This window comes from Pigmentiphaga litoralis (assembly GCF_013408655.1).
Classification (GTDB): domain Bacteria; phylum Pseudomonadota; class Gammaproteobacteria; order Burkholderiales; family Burkholderiaceae_B; genus Pigmentiphaga; species Pigmentiphaga litoralis_A.
The window spans coordinates 1,826,885-1,841,723 of record NZ_JACCBP010000001.1 but is presented as its reverse complement, the minus strand read 5'-3'; the positions used below and the strand labels follow the sequence as shown (position 1 = coordinate 1,841,723).

15 protein-coding genes are annotated in these 14,839 nt (G+C 65.3%); 10 read left to right on the top strand and 5 right to left on the bottom strand.

Features of this window, described 5'->3' with window-relative positions; translation table 11 throughout:
- Window positions 1–39 precede the first annotated feature (39 nt).
- The 7 genes from HD883_RS08180 to HD883_RS27645 all read left to right on the top strand — a co-directional run bounded on the left by HD883_RS08180 (window position 40) and on the right by HD883_RS27645 (window position 6,425).
- Entirely contained in the window at window positions 40–255 is a 216-nt protein-coding gene (locus tag HD883_RS08180) for a dodecin (RefSeq protein ID WP_179586575.1), read from the top strand.
- Between the two features lie 133 nt (window positions 256–388).
- A complete protein-coding gene (locus HD883_RS08175; RefSeq protein ID WP_179586577.1) occupies window positions 389–808 on the top strand; it encodes a response regulator in 420 nt (139 codons plus the stop codon).
- A gap of 163 nt (window positions 809–971) precedes the next feature.
- Window positions 972–1,610 carry a PepSY-associated TM helix domain-containing protein gene (locus HD883_RS08170; RefSeq protein WP_179586579.1) on the top strand — a complete coding sequence of 213 codons (639 nt, stop codon included), beginning with the start codon at window positions 972–974 and terminating at the stop codon, window positions 1,608–1,610.
- Window positions 1,611–1,620: 10 nt separating this feature from the next.
- Entirely contained in the window at window positions 1,621–2,133 is a 513-nt protein-coding gene (locus HD883_RS08165) for a DUF2271 domain-containing protein (RefSeq protein ID WP_179586581.1), read from the top strand.
- Between the two features lie 68 nt (window positions 2,134–2,201).
- Window positions 2,202–3,026: a DUF4198 domain-containing protein gene (locus tag HD883_RS08160; protein WP_179586583.1), complete on the top strand. Its 825-nt coding sequence runs from the start codon at window positions 2,202–2,204 to the stop codon at window positions 3,024–3,026.
- 85 nt (window positions 3,027–3,111) lie between these two features.
- Window positions 3,112–4,326 carry an FAD:protein FMN transferase gene (locus HD883_RS08155; protein ID WP_179586584.1) on the top strand — a complete coding sequence of 405 codons (1,215 nt, stop codon included), beginning with the start codon at window positions 3,112–3,114 and terminating at the stop codon, window positions 4,324–4,326.
- Window positions 4,323–6,425 carry a sulfite reductase flavoprotein subunit alpha gene (locus tag HD883_RS27645; RefSeq protein WP_257022067.1) on the top strand — a complete coding sequence of 701 codons (2,103 nt, stop codon included), beginning with the start codon at window positions 4,323–4,325 and terminating at the stop codon, window positions 6,423–6,425. Before HD883_RS08155 ends, HD883_RS27645 begins: the two co-directional genes overlap by 4 nt.
- On the opposite strand, the gene HD883_RS08140 is transcribed toward HD883_RS27645, so the two are convergent.
- The 4 genes from HD883_RS08140 to HD883_RS08125 form a co-directional block, all read right to left on the bottom strand.
- Window positions 6,426–6,875 (bottom strand): hypothetical protein, encoded by a 450-nt coding sequence (locus tag HD883_RS08140; protein WP_179586586.1) that lies wholly within the window; start codon window positions 6,873–6,875, stop codon window positions 6,426–6,428. It abuts the gene before it with no gap.
- Window positions 6,876–6,977: 102 nt separating this feature from the next.
- Window positions 6,978–7,697: a GntR family transcriptional regulator gene (locus HD883_RS08135; protein ID WP_179586588.1), complete on the bottom strand. Its 720-nt coding sequence runs from the start codon at window positions 7,695–7,697 to the stop codon at window positions 6,978–6,980.
- Window positions 7,698–7,702: 5 nt separating this feature from the next.
- Window positions 7,703–9,094, bottom strand: coding sequence for an AtzE family amidohydrolase (locus HD883_RS08130; RefSeq protein WP_179586590.1), 1,392 nt, complete (start codon window positions 9,092–9,094; stop codon window positions 7,703–7,705).
- A complete protein-coding gene (locus tag HD883_RS08125) occupies window positions 9,091–9,270 on the bottom strand; it encodes a DUF4089 domain-containing protein (RefSeq protein WP_179586592.1) in 180 nt (59 codons plus the stop codon). The genes HD883_RS08130 and HD883_RS08125 overlap by 4 nt, the downstream gene beginning before the upstream one ends.
- A gap of 295 nt (window positions 9,271–9,565) precedes the next feature.
- Here HD883_RS08125 and HD883_RS08120 point away from each other — a divergent pair, with 295 nt between their 5' ends.
- Window positions 9,566–9,721, top strand: a complete 156-nt coding sequence (locus HD883_RS08120) for a DUF3309 family protein (RefSeq protein WP_179586594.1) — start codon at window positions 9,566–9,568, stop codon at window positions 9,719–9,721.
- 134 nt (window positions 9,722–9,855) lie between these two features.
- Here the strand turns inward: HD883_RS08120 and HD883_RS08115 are convergent, their stop codons facing one another.
- Window positions 9,856–10,254 carry an ankyrin repeat domain-containing protein gene (locus HD883_RS08115; RefSeq protein WP_179586596.1) on the bottom strand — a complete coding sequence of 133 codons (399 nt, stop codon included), beginning with the start codon at window positions 10,252–10,254 and terminating at the stop codon, window positions 9,856–9,858.
- Window positions 10,255–10,546: 292 nt separating this feature from the next.
- Here HD883_RS08115 and HD883_RS08110 point away from each other — a divergent pair, with 292 nt between their 5' ends.
- Window positions 10,547–12,718: a VTT domain-containing protein gene (locus HD883_RS08110; RefSeq protein WP_179586597.1), complete on the top strand. Its 2,172-nt coding sequence runs from the start codon at window positions 10,547–10,549 to the stop codon at window positions 12,716–12,718.
- 480 nt (window positions 12,719–13,198) lie between these two features.
- The gene (glgA, locus tag HD883_RS08105) at window positions 13,199–14,761 is read left to right on the top strand and encodes a glycogen synthase GlgA (RefSeq protein WP_179586599.1); all 1,563 of its coding nucleotides are present in this window, start codon (window positions 13,199–13,201) and stop codon (window positions 14,759–14,761) included.
- Window positions 14,762–14,839 lie beyond the last annotated feature (78 nt).

The following is a 14,839-nucleotide window of genomic DNA, read 5'->3' as shown; positions in this document are numbered from 1 at the left end:
CTTGCTGTGCTGACCTTACATACAACAATGGAGGTGGTTATGTCAGAGCACGTCTACAAGCAGATCGAACTCGTCGGGTCGTCCACCGAATCCATCGAAGACGCCATCAAGAACGCCATCAATCGCGCTTCGCAGACACTGCGCCACCTGGCCTGGTTCGAAGTGACGGAGACGCGTGGCCACATCGAAGACGGCAAAGTCGCGCACTACCAGGTGAGTCTCAAGGTAGGTATTCGTCTAGAAGGCGATGAATAAACCTGCTTCCGCTGCGCCGGCCCGCACGGCGCTTTGGAAGGCGTCGGACTTTGCAGCACGCGCCGCGAGTCCGATGAACTGGCCCCGAGACGCACCCCGTGCTTACGCACGGCACGATTTTCCAGGATTTGCCATGACAACAAGCTCGGGCCCCGGCGTTGGCACGCCAGAGGCGCTGTCCGGCCTGCGTGTCCTGCTCGTGGATGATTCCGTCGATGCACTCGACGCTTTTTCGGAACTCCTCGAACTCGAAGGCGCTGATGTCGTCACCGCTTCCAGCGGCGACCAGGCATTGGCACAGGTCGAGCGCCAACACTTCGACCTGCTGATTTCAGACATCGCCATGCCGGGCATGGACGGCTATGAGTTGCTGACCCATTTGCGCGATGATCCGCGCACCGCCGATATTCCGGCGATCGCGTTGTCGGGCTACGGCTGGGGCAAGGAAGAGAACCTGCGCGCCGGCGCCAAAGGTTTCGACGCCCATCTGGCCAAGCCGGTGTTGTTCGATCACCTGCTGGATGTCATCGGGAAGCTTCTTCCCGCAGGCTGACAGCCCCCTGAACTGCAAGTACTGATTGCGCCCGCCGCGTCCTGTATGGATCCACGCAACGGGCGCTTTTGTTTGTGGGCGCTCGCTCCAGGCAAACATGGCAAAGGTGATTGAGAATTGTTATCATGACGGCCTTCTGACTCTTACGTGCTTTCCGGCGTTCATGGACACACCGTCTGACCGATTTGCCGGACAACAACGCCGGTCGTTCTGGCTCAAGCATCTGCATCAATGGCACTGGATCAGTTCGGCCATCTGCCTGGTCGCCATGATCGCGTTTTCGGTCACGGGCATCACGCTGAATCATGCCGCGCAGATCGAAGCCCGTCCCAAGGTCACGACCAAAGAAGGGCAGCTGCCCGGTCCCTTGCTGGCCTTGTTGCCGACTGCGCCGTCGCCCGCCAAGGCGCCGTTGCCCGACGCCGTGGCCCAGTGGCTCAGCGGGCAGTTGCCGGCATCCGTCGATGTCCAGGTGGGCGAGTGGACCGATGACGAGGTGTATGTCGCGCTGCCGCGGCCGGGGGGCGACGCCTGGGTCAGCATCGATCGAACCGACGGTGCCTACAGCTTCGAAAAGACCGACCGCGGGTGGGTCTCGTATTTCAATGACCTGCACAAGGGACGCAGTACGGGCGAAGCCTGGAAATGGTTCATCGACATTTTCGCGGTCGCCTGTCTGGTCTTTTGCGTGACCGGACTCTTCCTGCTTCAGCTCCACGCGCGCAATCGCCCCGTCACCTGGCCCATGGTGGCGCTGGGTGTGGCGATACCGGTGGTGCTGGCGATCGTTTTCATCCATTGACGAGGTTTGCATGCGTATTCTGATCCCCGCCGCCGTGACCACACTGCTTGTTGGCCATGCGCAGGCGGCCGATCTGACCGTGAAGGTCGAGATCCCTCGCCTGAATGTGGCCGAATACCACCGCCCCTATGTGGCCGTGTGGATCGAAGGTCCGGACCAGACCGTCGCAAGCAATCTGGCGGTCTGGTACGACATGAAGTTGAAAGAGAACGAAGGCACCAAGTGGCTCAAGGATATGCGCCAGTGGTGGCGCCGCACCGGCCGGGAACTGACGATGCCGGTCGACGGCGTCAGTGGCGCTACCCGGGCTGCTGGCGAACATCGGCTGACATTCACGGAAGGCAAGGCGCCGATGGCCAGGTTGCCGGCGGGGCAGTACCAGCTGGTGGTGGAAGCCGCGCGCGAAGTCGGCGGGCGTGAATTGCTGCGGCTGCCTTTCCAGTGGCCGCCCAAGTCGGCCGAGACGCTTGCCGTCAAGGGCGAGCATGAACTGGGCGCGATCGCGCTCGACCTCAAACCCTGATTTCGACACGCTTGCAACGACCCGTCCCCGTAACCACCTTTGCCGCGTCTTTCCTTAAAGGACTCACGATGATCAAACACTCCGCCAAGACTTCGATGACATGGGCCGCGCTTGCGCTTGCCGTCTGCCTGCCGTTCTCGGCCGCCCAGGCCCACCGCGCGTGGATGCTGCCCTCGGCCACCGTGCTGTCGGGCCAGGACCCGTGGGTGACGGTCGACGCCGCCATCTCGAATGACCTGTTCTACTTCGAACACTTTCCGATGCAGCTGACGAATCTGTCGGTGACCGGTCCGGACGGCTCGCCCGTCAAGGCCGAGAACCCGTCGACCGGCCGTTATCGCAGCACCTTCGACGTGCACCTGACCCAGCCCGGCACCTACAAGCTGGCCGTGGCCAACAACGGCATGTTCGCCAGCTACAAGGAAGACGGCAAGCAGAAGCGGTGGCGCGGCACGCCCGAAGCGTTCGCCAAGGAAGTGCCGGCCAACGCCGAGGGCCTGGTCGTGACGCAGACGTCGGGCCGCACCGAAGTCTTCGTGACGGCAGGCAAACCGTCCGACAAGGCGCTTGCCATCACGGGCAAGGGCCTGGAACTGGCGCCGATCACGCATCCGAACGACCTGGTGTCGGGCGACACCGCCAACTTCCGCTTCATGCTGGATGGCAAGCCGGCGTCCAATCTGGAAGTCGAGATTGTTCCGGGCGGCGTGCGCTATCGCGACCAGCTCAAGGACACCAAGACGACCACGGATGCTGAAGGCAAGTTCTCGATCAAGTGGCCGGGCCCGGGCATGTACTGGATCGAAGCGTCGGTCAAGGATGACAAGGCCGCCCCCCCGGCCAAGGAACGCCGCGCGACCTATGCCGCGACGTTCGAAGTGCTGCCCGAGTGATCGGCCTGTAAATCCTGATTCATCTGCCGGTAGGAAAACCGACGCCCGCTGCCCCGTTCCTGCGGCAGCGGGCGTCGTCGTATCAATGACGCGAATTCTGATTCCCCTGGCCATTTCCCCCGCCGATCTGCCCCCGCCGGCGGCCGATGCCGCGCCGGTGGTGCTGTCGGGCGACACCATGGGGACCACCTGGTCGGTCACCGTCGTGCTGCCGCTGGCTGACGCGCTGCCCGGCGCCCGGGCCGTTCTGTGGGGAGCCATCCAGGCCGCCCTGGACGAGGTGGTCCTGCAAATGAGCACCTGGGACCCGGAGTCCGACCTGAGCCGCTTCAACGCGGCACCGGCCGGCACCTGGCACACCCTGCCCGAACCGTTCTATACGGTGCTGGACTACGCCCTGACCGTGGCGCGCAACAGTGGCGGCGCGTTCGACCCGACCGTGGGGCCGCTGGTGGACCTGTGGGGCTTCGGCCCGCTGGGCGCCGTGTCGGCGCCGCCGGCCAACGTGGCGATCGACGCGGCGCGGCGCCAGCAGGGCTGGGCCGCGATCAAGCTGGACCCCGCCACGCGGCGCGCCTGGCAGCCCGGTGGGGTAAGCGTGGACCTGTCCGGCGTGGCGAAAGGGTATGGCGTGGACCATCTGGTCAAGCTGCTGCGGCGGCTGGGACATGCGCATGCGCTGGTTGAAGTCGGCGGCGAACTGCGCGGCGTGGGCGCCAAGCCCAGCGGCGAACCCTGGTGGGTGGAACTGGAAGCGCCCGCCGACGACGGAGGCTCAGGTGCCGAGGTGGGCTTGGGGATGCTGAATGCAGGGGTGGGCTTGGTGACGCTGAATGCAGGGGCGGGTGCCGGGGTGGGTGCCGGGGTGGGTGCGGACGGCTCTGCTGGCGCAGCGGATTCCTTGGAGCAGAGAGTGGATCCCGAGGATGACAGCGGCCTGGTGCTCGATGCCCGTGGCGGCGTATCGGCTCATCTGCCCCGGACACTGGTGGCGCTGCACGGCCTGGCCGTGGCCACGTCCGGCGACTATCGGCGCTACTTCGAAGTGAACGGCGAACGCTTCAGCCACACCATTGACCCGCGCACTGGCTACCCCGTGGCGTCGCGCGTGGCATCGGTCACTGTCCTGCACCCGGAATGTATGGTGGCCGACGCGCTGGCCACGGCGCTGACTGTGCTGGGCGAGCAGGATGGCCCTGCCTGGGCCGGACGCAACGGACTGGCCGCGCGGTTCGTGGTGCGCGAGGGCAAGGGATGGCGCGAAGTGCTGACGCCGGCGTTCCTGGCGATGGCGTCATGACGCGCCTTGCTTATGGAGTGCTTGCGGTATTGATCGCGGGGGCGTGGGGCGTGGCGGCGGGGATGGCGCCGCTGGCCGACCCGGCGCGGCGTTGGGTGGCGGCGGTTCTGGTCGTGCTGGCCTACGTGGCCTTTTGCGGCGTGGTGGCGCTGCGCCGCCGCGCGGCCGCGCAGGCGCATGGGCGGGTGGGAATCGCGAGGCAAGGGCGGGCCGGGCAGGCTTTGCCTGGCAAGGGACAGGATGGGCGGCGTCGGTCGCCCGCTGCCTCGGGCGGCCGGATGCAAGGCCCGCAGAATTTTCAGAACCCAGCAGATTCACAGGACGCACAGGGCCCCGCGGATTTACAGGACCCCGCGGATTCACAGCATCCAGCGGATTCACGGGACCAAATCGCCGGTTCGCCCTTGCTGATCGCGTACGCCAGCCAGACCGGCTTTGCGGAACAGCTTGCCTGGCAGACCGCCGACACGCTGCACTCCGCCGGTATGGCGGTGACGGTGCTGCCCCTGTCTGCGCTGGATGCGGCGCAGCTGTCGGCCACGAAGCGGGCCTTGTTCGTCGTCAGCACGACGGGCGAGGGCGATGCCCCGGACACCGCCGTGGGCTTTGCTCGCCGCGTGATGCGGGGCGCCGTGGACCTGCACGGCTTGTCGTATGGCGTGCTGTCGTTGGGCGATCGCAGCTATGCGCATTACTGCGCCTTTGGCAGCGCGCTGGATGGGTGGCTGCATCGGCACGGCGCGCAGCCGCTGTTCGACACCGTCCAGGTGGACAACGGTAGCGCAGACGACTTGCGCCATTGGCAGCAGTACCTGGGCGTGTTGAGCGGCAATGCCGAGATGGCCGACTGGACGACGCCTGTCTACGCGCCCTGGCGGCTGTTGGCGCGCGAACATCTGAACCCGGGCAGTCCGGGCGGCCCGGCGTTCCTGGTCAGCCTGGTGGCGACTGAAGGCATGCCGTCCTGGCAGGCCGGGGACATTGCCGAAATCGGTCCGCGGCAGTCCGACGCGGAAGTGCAGCGGGTGATGGCGGCGCTGGGGTGGGCTCCGGAAGCGCGCGCGGGCTCGGACAAGGGCGGAGCGATCACCTTTGCCATGCCTTCGGCGCCCGAAGCTTCCTTGCAGATGGACGCGGCCACGCCCGTGCCGAAGGCGCCGGCCACGCCCTTGCCGACGGCGCCAGTCGCGTCCCTGCCGACGGCGCCAGTCCCGTCCTTGCCGACGGCCACCGCCTTGCCCGTGTCCACTCCCTCTGGCGAGCGAATCGCCGACATCCTGGCTGGGCGCCTGCTGCCTCACGACGACGAGGCCGTGGCCGCGCTGGCCCTAAGACTGCGTAGCGACGCCAGCGCCGCCCGTGCCCCAAACGCCGCCGCCGCAGCCGCAGCCGCCCACGCCCACGCCCACGCCCCCATCACCCCCATCACCCCCATCACCCCCATCACCCTGCAAACCCTGCAAACCCTGCTCGACCACTTGCCCCCGCTGCCGCATCGCGAATATTCCATCGCCTCGTTGCCTGACGACGGCGTGCTGCAATTGCTGGTGCGCCAGACGCGATATCCCGACGGCCGCCTGGGCCTGGGATCCGGCTGGTTGACCCAACACGCCCCCGTCGGCGCCACGGTCGCACTGCGCATCCGAGAGAATCGCGGCTTCCATCCGCCCGCCGACGACGGCCCGATGATCCTGATCGGCAACGGCACGGGGCTGGCCGGCCTGCGCGCCCACCTGAAGGCCCGCGCGCGCGCCGGGCAGCATCGCAACTGGCTGCTGTTCGGCGAACGCACCGCTGCCCACGACCAGTTCTTTGCCGAGGAAATCGCCGCGTGGCAACAGGCAGGGGTGCTGACGCGCCTGGACCTCGTGTTCTCCAGAGACGGCGGCAGCAATGCCCGCGCACGGTATGTTCAGGACCGCCTGGCCGAAGTCGCGGACGACATCCGCCAGTGGGTCGACGACGGTGCTGCAATCTATGTGTGCGGCAGTCTGCAGGGCATGGCAAGCGGCGTTGCCGAGGTCCTCACTCGCACACTGGGAGAAGATCGGCTCGACACGCTGACCGAAGCGGGCCGCTACCGGCGCGACGTGTATTGATCAGGAGGCTGGGCGGCGCTTGAGCCGCGTCAACGCTTCCGCATACAGATGGATCGGGTCATCCGACGCGGCCACGGGGGTCGAGTCCGACATGATGATCAGCATCCCATTCAGCAGTTCGGACGTCTGCAGCGGCTGCAGGTCCTGTTCCGGCACCCCTGCCTGTCGGGCGATGATTCTGAACGCGTCGTTCAGCGTCTGTCGCTGCTCGGTGGCGTAGCGCGGCGTGAAGGTGGCGCAGTGCTGCCGCACGTCGGCTTTCAATTGCTCGATGCTGGGTTCATACGCCTGCTCCAGGCCATACAGCAACAGGCTGTACATGCCCCGATCGTCTTGCGTGACGTCGACGAGATCATGGGGAAGGCCTGTGCACAGGTCGGAAAGCAAGTGGTGGATTTCCGCGGCGGCGGCTTTCAGGTCGGCCGCGGGCGTGCCGGTCTGGACGGACATCGTGAGTGCTCCACGCAAAGAGTGAGATGAACGTGAGATCAACCTGCAAGGGGTAGTCCGAGCATAGGCCAACCCGGCGGATGCCACGTTACGCTTTGCATCTCAGGCCGGGTGTTCCCGCCGCGCCGCGTACAGGCGGTGCAGGGTGATCTTGCGCACTTCGGCCGCGCTGGCGGCAATGTGGGTCCCCATCAATGCCCGGGCTTCTTCCGGCTTGCGTTTCAGGATCGCCCGCAGCACCTGGGCATGTTCGTCGTAGGTCTTCTCGACTCGCAAGGGCTGCGTGAAATCCAGTTGCCGCACGATCCGGATGCGCTCGGTCACTTCCAGATGCACCCGCGCCATTTCCGGATTGCCAGCGGCCAGCACAAGCTCACGATGAAACGCTTCGTCCAGTTCGGCCAGCCGCTTGCCATCGCTCAGCCTGGCGGATTTGTTCACCAGCCAGATATCCTTGAGCGCGAGCAGGGCAGGGCTGTCCAACCGGCCTTGCGGCAAATCCTTGTTGCATAGCCGGTCGATGGCCGCGCCTTCCAGCACGGTCCGCAGGTCATACAGGTAGTCGAACAGTTCGAAGTCGAACGGCCGGACCGACCACCCGCTGCGAAAGTGCACGTCCAGATAGCCTTCGTGCTGAAGCCGGAACAGCGCTTCGCGCACCGGAGTGCGGCTGACCCCCAGGCGCTCGGCCACTTCGGTTTCCGAAAACCGGTCGCCCGGGATCAGCCGGAAGTCGAACAGCTCTTCTTTCAGGCGGGCGTAGACGCCGTCCGCCAGCGTGGCGGGCGACGCCTTGCGGCGGCCGGCGGCGACTGCGCGCACCGGGATCACACGTCCCGCACGGCAGAAATACCCGCGAGTTCCAGGGTCCGCGCCGCCGCCAGGGCATCCGCTTCACGCCAGGCGCCCGAGATCAGCTGCACGCCCAGCGGCAGGTGCGGGTCCTCGCCGATGCCGGGCCACAGCGGCGCGGTGCAGACGGGCAGGCCGATGCACGAAATCGGCTGCGTCAGCAGGCCCATGCTGGCGCGGCACGGCAGCTTCTGGCCATTGATCGTCACCCATTCGGCGCCGATGGTGGTGGCGGCCACGGGCGTTGCGGGGGCGATCAGGACGTCGTAGTCCTGCAGCAGGCGGCTGGCTTCTTCATAGAACTTCTGGCGGATGCGCTGGGCCTGGACCACCCAGTTGGCCGGGATCAGCGTGCCGGCGACCAGGCGGTCGCGCGACGCGGGTTCGTAGTCGGCGTAATGGGTCAGCAGGCGCTGGCGATGCAGCGCGCCGCCTTCGGCCCCGGTAATGATGAAGGCCGCGGCGCGGGCCTGTTCGGCGCCGGGCAGTTCCACCACGGTGGTGGCGCCCAAGGCTTCGGCGGCCAGTCGGACGGCTTCGCGTGCGGGCGCGTTGGCCCAGTCATGGAAGTAGCCGCCCAGCACCGCCACCCGGGCGCCGGCCTTCAGTCCATTCGCCACTGTGGCGGACACGGCTTCAGCCGGGCGCTGCGCGCAGGCGTGATCGGCAGGATCGGGACCCTGCATGGCGTCGTAGGCAGCGGCCAGGTCGGCCACGTTGCCGGCAAAGCAGCCCAGGTGATCCAGGCTGCCCACGAAGGGGAAGCTGCCCCGGCGCGACAGGCGGCCAAAGGTCGGCTTGAGACCGAACACGCCGCACAAGGATGCCGGCACCCGGATCGACCCGTTGGTGTCGGACCCCAGCGTGATCGGCACCAGGCCGCCCGCCACCGCCGCGCCGCTGCCACCCGACGATCCGCCGGCGATCCGGGTCAGGTCGTGCGGGTTATGCGCCGCGCCGTAATGCGTGTTTTCGGTAGTAAAGCCGTAGGCGTGTTCGTCCATGTTCAGGGCGCCCAGCAGCACGGCGCCGGCGTCTTTCAGGCGCGCCACCAGCACGGCGTCGGCGTCGGCAGGCGGGTTGCCCTGGTTGACCTTGGCGCCCGCCGTGGTCACGACCTGGTCGATGTCGAACAGATTCTTGACGGCAAACGGTACGCCGGCCAGCGGCGGCAAGGTCTCGCCCCGCGCACGCCGGGCGTCAATGTCGGCAGCGTCGCGCCGGGCGCGGGCCAAGGTCAGTTCGGTAAAGGCGTTGAAGTCGCCATCGCGCGCTTCGATGCGGGCAATGGTTTCTTCAAGAAAGGAAGCGGCCGTGCGGGATCCGTCACGGACCTGGGCGGCGATGGCAAGTGCGGACATCGTCATGGGCGGAACACCGCCGCGGATTCGAGCGACACGGGCAGTTCCTTGTCGATGAAGGTAGACGCGATCGCCTGGATACGCGAAAACTGCAACGCGATTTCGTCGGTGGTCGCGGCGTCGAGTCGGAACCCCTGAAGGGCCAGACCCGCGTCGACATACGCCTTGAGGGCATCATCCATGCACGTACTCCGAGAGAGATAAAGGAACCATCTTGTATACCGCTACGTTCAAGCAGTAAGCGTGCCAAAACACCGCGCCCCCGGCAAGCCTGGGGTTGGCCCTGGCCTGAAGCGTCCGACTTGGTGCAACCGGCACCACGGCAGAGGCAGATGCCCCGCCGCGGAGCGCGTCGGAACCATCACCCGATACGCACGGAAAGCACCCGGGAACGATTAATGCTGAGCAACAGGCAGCTGTACCCACACGCCACTGCCGCTTCCGTCCCACACGGGGCGGCGCCCAAGGAGAACAAAAATGCTCGGCACCATCCTTCTGGTCATCCTCGTACTGTTGTTGATCGGCGCCATTCCCAGCTGGGGCCATAGCCGTAGCTGGGGCTACGGCCCGAGCGGTGGTATTGGTCTGGTCCTGGTGATCGTTCTGATCCTGGTGCTCATGGGTCGCATATGACCCCGAACGGCTGACGGAACACCCGCCGTCAGCGGTTGCTGAAGCACTGAATGACAATGCCCGGTTTCTCACCGGGCATTGTCATTTTGTAATTCGTGCAGGCATTGTCATGCCTCAGCAGTTTTTACCGGTATTCAGTGGGACGTCGTGTTCAGCATGTCGGTCCGCGCGAACATGCGCGCCGTCTCCAGTGCCGACGGATGCCCGAACGTCGGGTCCGCGCCCGCGTCCAACAGCACGCGCACCACGTCGGCGGCATTCTTGAACACGGCGCCGGCCAGGGGGCTCTGGCCCCGGTCGTTGATCCGGTTCGGATCGCCACCGTGATCCAGCAAGGCCTTTACCGTGCTGGCATGGCCGTGATACGCGGCCAGCATGACCAGGCTGTCGCCCTTGTCATTGGTCAGGTCGGCCGGCGCGCCAGCGTCCAGGTAGGCGGTCAGGGTGGCGGTGTCGCCCTGGCGAGCCAGGTCGAACAATTTCGAGGCAAGCGCCAGAAGCGCGTCGCTGGGCTGATGGCTGGAAGACGTCATGGAAACACTCATTCAGGCGGTGCGCGGCACAAAGCCGCGCCATGTCGATTCGGACCGCGCCAGGGGCGCGGCGTCTTTGCGCCAATGTACCCGAAGGTCCGCGCCGACGCCTTGCGCGGCCAGGGTGCGGCGTCGCACAAAAACCGCGGATTCGGGCCGGGATGTGTCGCAAGGCCTAATTCTGTTAGGGCTGTGACATAAGGTGAGCGTTTCGGGGTGCTGGACCGTTGCAGCGCGTAAAGTAGGTGGTCAGAAGGCCTCTGGCCCTCGCCGCCATCCCATCGAGCCCCGTATGTCCGCCACCCCTCCCGTCTCCGACAGTGCACCCCGGATGCTGATTCCCGACCGCAATTGCTGGCGCGTGGAAGAGGCCGACCGCTTCCGCCTGCTCGTTGACGGCGATGCCTTTTTTCATGCAGTGCGGGAAGCGATCATCAATGCGCGCCACTCCCTGTTCATCATTGGCTGGGATATCGACAGCGAGCTGCGGTTGCGGCCGGGCGGGGCAGGGGACGGGTATCCGGAATCGCTGAATGCGCTGCTGCACGCGGCGGCGAACCAGAATCCGCAGCTGCATATCTATGTGCTGAGCTGGGACTTTTCCATGCTCTATGCCATGGAGCGGGAATGGCGGCCGGTATTCAAGCTGGGCTGGAAGGCGCATCGCCGGATCATCTTCGGCATGGATGGACGTCATCCGCTGGGCGGCGCGCATCACCAGAAAATCATTGTGGTCGATGACGCGCTGGCATTTGTAGGCGGCATGGACCTGACGCGCGGCCGGTGGGATACGTCCGACCATATTCCGGAATCCCCGCTGCGCCAGGATTCGCACGGTACCCAGTACGCCCCGCTGCACGACGTGCAGGCCATGTTTGATGGCAAGGCCGCGCGCGCGATGGGCGAACTGGTGCGCGAACGGTGGCGACGGGCGACCGGCCGTACCATCAGCCGGCGCCGCGCGTCGCCGCGCCAGCCGCTGGACCCCTGGCCCGATTCGTACCCGCCGGATATCGAAAAGGTCCACGTGGGCATCGCGCGGACGGAACCGGCCCACGCCGGGCGGCCGGGCGTGCAGGAATTGCTGCAGTTCCACCTGGATGCGATTGCCGCGGCGCGGCGGTCGATCTATATCGAAAGCCAATACTTCACATCCAATATGGTGGGGCAGGCGCTGATCGACCGGCTGGGCGCGGGTGACGCGCCCCAGACCGTGGTCGTGTCGCGCAAGGCGGGCAGCGGCTGGCTGGAAGAGGCCAACGTGTCGGTGCTGCGGGCCCGGCTGCACCACCGCATGATGGCGGCCGACCGCGGCGGGCATTACCGGCTGTTCAGCGCCGAGCTGCCTGGCGCGAATGGCCAGAGCCTGAACATCCACAGCAAACTGACCATTTTTGACGACGACCTGCTCTGTGTCGGTTCGGCCAACCTGAGCAACCGGTCGATGTCGCTGGACAGCGAGTGCAGCATCATCCTGGAGTCACGTGGCGAGCCCCGTGTGCGCCAGGCGATTGCCCGCATGCGCAATTGCCTGCTGGCCGAACACCTGGGGTGTCCGGAAGCGCGGCTGGCCGAAGCGGCACCCGAACGCCTGCTGGAAACGATCGACAGCTTGCTGGGTGAAGGCCGGACGCTGGCCGTGCTGGATCCCACCGTGGATGCAACCCTGGACGCGAGCATTCCGCCTTCTGCGCAGCTGGAGCCGGAACAGCCGCTGGAGCCGGACGCGCTGGTTCGCCAGTTCGTCCCGGTCGAACCTGCCGCGTCCAAACGCAAACGCTACCTGGCCGTGGGCGGCCTGGCGCTGTTCTTCATCGCCCTGACCGTCATCTGGAAATGGACGCCACTGGCCGACTACCTGGAAGTCAATGCGCTGACCCGGTTGGCGCGCGGTTTCAGCAATCTGCCCAGTGCGCCGCTGGTGGTGATGGGCGGCTATGTGCTGGCGGGGCTGTTTTCGATCCCGATCACGATACTGATCGTGGTGACCGGGGTGGTCTTTGGCGCCACCATGGGCGGGCTGTATGCCCTGGGTGGAACGCTGCTAAGCGCCATCGTGACCTACTGGATCGGCCGCTGGCTAGGCCGGGACACCGTGCGCAAGCTGGCTGGCACGCGCATCAACAATATGAGCAAGCAGATCGCCAAGCGCGGATTGGTGGCGATGATCATCTTGCGCCTCTTGCCGGTGGCGCCTTTCACCCTGGTGAATGTGATTGCCGGGGCGTCACAGATCAAAGTGAAGGACTACATGCTGGGCACGCTGATCGGCATGGGTCCCGGCATCGTCATTACCGTCATCTTTGCCCATAACGTGGCGTCGGCCATGCGTGACCCGAGTCCGGAATCGTTCGCCATGGTGGCTGGTGTTGCCGTTGCCTTGGTGGTGGTGTCGATCGTGCTGCAGCGGGTGTTCATGGCACGGGACAATAAGGGCGCTGGCAAGCTGCGGGCAGCGTCGTAAAAAGCGGCGTCATGGATGAGCAGCAGGCAGCTCATCCGTGAATTTGCTGCGCTGCAACATCGCGTCGCACATTCACGGTCGCGTGCGTTTCTCACGACCAAGGTGCGTGAGATTCGTGACGCATCCGGTTGCATTCGTGGATGAGCGCGAAACCCTTGCAGATCAACAAATGGTGGGGGTCTAAATCCTTTTGCAGCGCAGCAATCCCTGCAAATTCAAGGGTTTATCAAACGGCCTAAACCGGAAGAATGATATCTACGGGAAAACCTGGCACGTATATTGCAATTGAAGTTGGAAAGCCGGACGTTCTCGCATAAAGCCTTCCCGGGCTGTGTAAGTCTTACCTTGCAGGGTAACTTTTGACCGGGGAGTCGACGCAAATGGTGCAGGTGCACCACGACACGCGCAGGAACGCACGGCCTCGAAGACCGAATGCTGTCCCTACGCTGCCATCGTCAGGCGATTTTCCGGAGAAACATCTTGTTGCCTAGAGTCCTGCTAGTAACTTCCGAGGCGCTGCCTCTCGCCAAGACCGGTGGTCTGGGCGATGCCGTGAGTGGCCTGGCCCGTGCGCTGCGCGAAGCGCAGGTTGACGCAACGATCCTGATGCCTGCCTACCAAAGCGCGCTGGATCACGCCACCGATCTCAAGGAAGTGGCTAGCCTGCCCGGACTGATTGGCGGCGATGCAACGGTGATGTCCGGATGGATCACTGAATTTGAAGTGCCCGTGCTGCTGCTGCGCAACGACGCGCTATACGTGCGCGACGGTAGCCCGTATCTGGACGCCGACGGCCGCGAATGGGGCGACAACGCCCTGCGGTTTGCCGCATTGGCCCAGGCTGCCACGCGTATTTCGACCGGCGAGACGCCCATCCGCGTGCCGCACATCGTGCACGCCCATGACTGGCACGCCGGCATGACGCCGCTGTTCCTGCATGCCGCCGGCATCAAGCGTCCAAAAAGCATCATCACCATTCATAACCTGGCATTCCAGGGCGTGTTTCCCATGGAAACCGCCGATGCCCTGGGCGTTCCGCATTCCTATCGTGGCAGCGATGGCGCGGAATTCTGGGGTCAGCTGAGTTTCCTGAAGGCAGGGCTGCGTTACGCCGACCGTATCACCACGGTCAGCGACACCTACGCCAAGGAAATCCTGACGCCGGAATTTGGCAACGGTCTCGATGGCCTCCTGAATCACCGCAAGGACGACCTGTCGGCCATTCCTAACGGGATTGATTCCGATATCTGGGATCCGGCGACCGATCCTTTCCTGACCTCGCATTTCTCGGCAATGGACATGCGCGGCAAGATCCGCAACAAGCTCGAACTGCAGCAGATGTTCGGCCTGACGACCGATCCCGAAGCGCCGCTGATGGTCATGGGCAGCCGCCTGACCTCGCAAAAGATGGCCGATCTGACGATCGACGCCTTCCCGCGCCTGCTGGACGCCCATCCCCGCATGCAGATCGCGGTGCTGGGCTGCGGTGAAAAGCACATTGAAGACGGGTTGCGCGCCCTGCAGGAACGTTATCCGTTCCGCTTTGCGATCAATGTGGGCTACGACGAACGCAGCGCCCACCTGCTGCACGCCGGCGCCGACATCCTGCTGCATGGCAGCCGTTTCGAACCGTTTGGCCTGACGCCGATCTACTCGATCCTGTACGGCACGATCCCGGTTGCCTCGCGCATCGGCGGGCTGGCCGACACGATCAAGGACGCGCCGCTGGCCGAAGGCGCATCGATTGGTGACGCCACCGGCGTGCTGTTCGATGGCGATACCGTGGACGCGATGGTGGCCGCAGTGGAACGCGCCGTGTCGCTGTACCGCAATCCGCAGGCCTGGACCGCCATGCAGAAGAACGGCATGACGACCAACTTCGGTTGGGAATCGTCCGCGGCCAAATACATTGAACTCTACCGCTCGCTGGCCCCGGTCGCTCCGGTGACCGCGCCTATCGTGACGCGACGTACCACCGAAGCCGCGATTGGCGAAGCGCCTGTGATTGCACCCGCCCTGGTCTCTGAAAGGAAACGCGCCTGATGATGGAACAACGGATGGATCCGCCGAGGATTTTTTATGTGCACTCTCGGCGGATTGGTCCGCTGTCCCAATCGGACG